Source organism: Candidatus Glomeribacter gigasporarum BEG34 (genome assembly GCF_000227585.1).
Taxonomy (GTDB): domain Bacteria; phylum Pseudomonadota; class Gammaproteobacteria; order Burkholderiales; family Burkholderiaceae; genus Glomeribacter; species Glomeribacter gigasporarum_B.
This window is the reverse complement of sequence record NZ_CAFB01000113.1, coordinates 1-3132: the sequence shown is the minus strand read 5'-3', so window position 1 is coordinate 3132 and position 3132 is coordinate 1. Positions and strand designations below refer to the sequence as shown.

Annotated in this window: 4 protein-coding genes; 3 read left to right on the top strand and 1 reads right to left on the bottom strand. The window is 59.4% G+C overall.

Annotated elements, in window-relative coordinates; all coding sequences use genetic code 11:
* The first annotated feature begins 25 nt into the window (after positions 1 to 25).
* The 3 genes from CAGGBEG34_RS12330 to CAGGBEG34_RS09295 are packed head-to-tail and all read left to right on the top strand — an operon-like array spanning position 26 to position 2041.
* Positions 26 to 499, top strand: a complete 474-nt coding sequence (locus tag CAGGBEG34_RS12330) for a dihydrodipicolinate synthase family protein (protein ID WP_478210145.1) — start codon at positions 26 to 28, stop codon at positions 497 to 499.
* A gap of 27 nt (positions 500 to 526) precedes the next feature.
* Positions 527 to 1264, top strand: a complete 738-nt coding sequence (gene bamC / locus CAGGBEG34_RS09300; protein ID WP_050009402.1) for an outer membrane protein assembly factor BamC — start codon at positions 527 to 529, stop codon at positions 1262 to 1264.
* A 3-nt stretch (positions 1265 to 1267) separates the two neighbouring features.
* Entirely contained in the window at positions 1268 to 2041 is a 774-nt protein-coding gene (locus tag CAGGBEG34_RS09295; protein ID WP_006683364.1) for an MBL fold metallo-hydrolase, read from the top strand.
* A gap of 121 nt (positions 2042 to 2162) precedes the next feature.
* Here CAGGBEG34_RS09295 and hemB read toward each other — a convergent pair.
* The coding region (gene hemB / locus CAGGBEG34_RS09290) for a porphobilinogen synthase (RefSeq protein ID WP_042688526.1) at positions 2163 to 3132 on the bottom strand (970 nt) is incomplete at its 5' end.

The window sequence follows — 3132 nt, the reverse complement described above, 5'->3', positions numbered from 1 at the left end:
GNNNNTGCCGCTCATTCTGTATAACGTGCCGGGGCGCACCGTGGCCGATTTAAGCCTTGAGACGGTGGTGAAACTGGCGCAAGTGCCCGGCATCGTCGGAATTAAGGACGCCACCGGCCAGATTGCGCGCGGGATGGAATTGATCCGCTGCGTCCCCGCGCATTTTTCCGTGTATAGCGGCGATGATCTGAGCGCAGTGGCGCTGATGCTGATGGGCGGTCACGGCAATATTTCAGTCACGGCCAATGTTGCGCCGCGCGCAATGCATGCATTATGCAGCGCGGCGCTCGCGGCAGACGCGCAGCGCGCGCGCGCATTGCAATTAAAATTACTGCCTTTGCACCGCGCGCTGTTTATCGAATCCAATCCAATCCCGGTCAAATGGGCGCTGGCGCGGCTTGGAAAAATACGCAATGGCATCCGTTTGCCATTAACCCCGCTGGATAGCCGTTATCAGCCCGCGGTGCTGGATGCTTTGCAGGCTGCAGAGCTTCTATAGAAATAATGGATTCCGATGAGATACGCAATGAATACACTGTGCATCCGGCGCTTTGCGCAAACTGCGGCACTGATCGCAATACTGGGTTTAAGCGCCTGCAGTGCGATGAAAAACGGGTTCGAGCCTGAGAGAGCGGACTACAGAAAAACGCAATCCTCGCCCGCTTTAGTGATTCCGGCGGATTTGAGGCCCGTTGTCCCGGAGTCTGATCAGCGTTTACAGGCGCCTTCTGCGACCTTCGGCCCCCTGAATCGCAAGGGTTCAACGCCCGCGCTGTCAAATCTAACGGTGGACTGTACGCGCGAGCCATGCCAACTGACGGCGCGCGCTACGCCTGAGCAGTTATGGCCGCATTTGCGCGAGTTCTGGCTACAACTGGGTTTTACGCTGGCGCAAGACCGCCCCGATCTTGGTCTGATTGAGACGGACTGGGCCGAGAACCGCGCCAGGATTCCCAATGACTGGCTGCGCCAGAAGCTTGGAAGATTCGCGGATCGGCTCTATTCCTCAGGAACGCGGGATCAGTTCCGGATGCGGGTGGAACGCGGACCGAACAATGCAGCCGTGATTTCAATCGCCCATCGCGGCATGGAAGAGACCGCCGTTGGCCGCGCACAGGAATCGACCCGCTGGCAGGCGCGGGCGCGCGAGCCAGCCTTGGAGCGTCTGCTGTTGAGCCGTTTGCTGGAGTCGTTGGGTTTAACGTCTGAACAGGCGCAGCGGCGCATGGCGCGGGCAGGTTCAGCAGCGCCGGGCGCGCGTTAGCGGGTGCGTTTCGCAAGTCTTGGCAGCGGCAGCGCAGGCAACGCGCTTCTGGTTGAAGCAAAAGGCGGAACCACGACCACCCGCATTCTGATCGACTGCGGATTCTCCATGCGCGAGGCCGAGAAGCGGTTGATGCGTTTAAACCTTGACCCGGCATCGCTCAATGCCATTTTACTCACGCATGAGCATGCGGATCATATTGGCGGCGCGCCCGCGTTTTCGCGTAAATTCAATCTTCCGCTGTTGATGAGCTGGGGGACCGCGCAGGCAGCCGGTATCACCCGGTTCAATCCGGATTGCCGCGCATTACGCGAGGGCGAGACCCTAGAAATCGGCGATCTGGAAGTCCTGCCGTATACCGTTCCGCACGACGCGCGCGAGCCATTGCAGTTTGTATTGAGCGATGGCCAGCATCGTCTGGGGATATTGACCGATACCGGAAAAATGACGCCGCATATCATTCAAACGCTGCACGGATGCGCGGCGCTGGTGCTTGAATGCAATCATGACCGGAACCTGCTTGCCCAAAGCGCCTATCCGCCTGCATTAAAGGCGCGCATTGGCGGCGCTCACGGCCATCTGGCGAACGATGCGGCGGCTGACCTGTTGCGCGCGCTGGATTGCGCGCCATTGAAACATCTGGTGGCCGCGCATTTGAGCGAGACCAACAATCGTCCTGAACTCGCGCGCGCCGCGCTGGCGGCGGCGCTTGGCGCTCATCCAGCCGAAATCAGCGTTGCAACGCAGGAGGAGGGTTTTGCGTGGCTTGACTGTTAACAGACGCTTCGCACAACAGGCGCTTCGCACAGCCGCGCTGGCGGCGTTGCGCCTCCTTGCCGTACTACTTGTACTGTCTGCGTCGGCGCGCCTTGCCAGCGCGGCTGTGCGAAGCGCCTGTTTAAGCGTTCAGAATCTGCGCTGCCTCCAATGCAAAATACGTCAATATGCCGTTCGCGCCCGCGCGCTTGAAAGCGAGCAGGGATTCAAGCATGGCACTGTTCTGATCCAGCCAGCCGTTGAGCGCAGCGGCTTTGATCATCGCGTATTCGCCGCTGACCTGATACACATAAGTTGGAAAATGGAAGGCGTCCCTGACGCGCCGCACAATATCAAGATAGGGCATGCCGGGCTTGACCATGACCATATCCGCGCCTTCGTCAATATCCAGCGCGACCTCGCGCAGCGCTTCATCGCTGTTCGCCGGATCCATTTGATACGTCCTTTTATCGCTCGCGCCGAGACACGCGGCGGACCCGACCGCTTCACGGAACGGAGCATAAAAAGCGGACGCATATTTTGCCGCATATGCCATGATGCGCGTGTGAATATAACCTTCGTCTTCAAGCATCTTGCGAATCGCGCCGACACGGCCATCCATCATGTCCGAAGGCGCGACGATATCAACGCCCGCTTCGGCTTGAATGCGCGCCTGGGCAACCAGTTGCACGACCGTTTCATCGTTTAATATTTCGCCAGCGCCGTTGAGAATGCCATCCTGGCCGTGACTGGTGTAGGGATCCAGCGCGACATCCGTCAATATGCCGAGTGTGGGAAAATGGGTTTTCAACGCACGCACGGCGCGCGGAATGAGTCCATCCGGATTGAGGGCTTCGCGACCGTCTGGCGTTTTGAGTGAAGCTTCGAGCGCTGGAAATAATGCGAGCGCGGGAATGCGGCATTGCATGCAGCGCTCGGCGAGCTGCAGGAGCTGATTCTCTGGAATCCGCTCAACGCCTGGCATGGACGCGATGCGCGCGTCCGTTTGACGGCGGGCGGTGACGAACACCGGATAAATCAGATCGTCTGTGGTCAACGCATTCTCACNCNTCAGACGCCGGGAAAATTCATCGCGGCGCATCCGGCGCGGA

Bases quoted from the DNA above. Each gene is read 5' to 3' on its own strand.
- bamC (WP_050009402.1), top strand. From the start codon at position 527: ATGAATACACTGTGCATCCGGCGCTTTGCGCAAACTGCGGCACTGATC.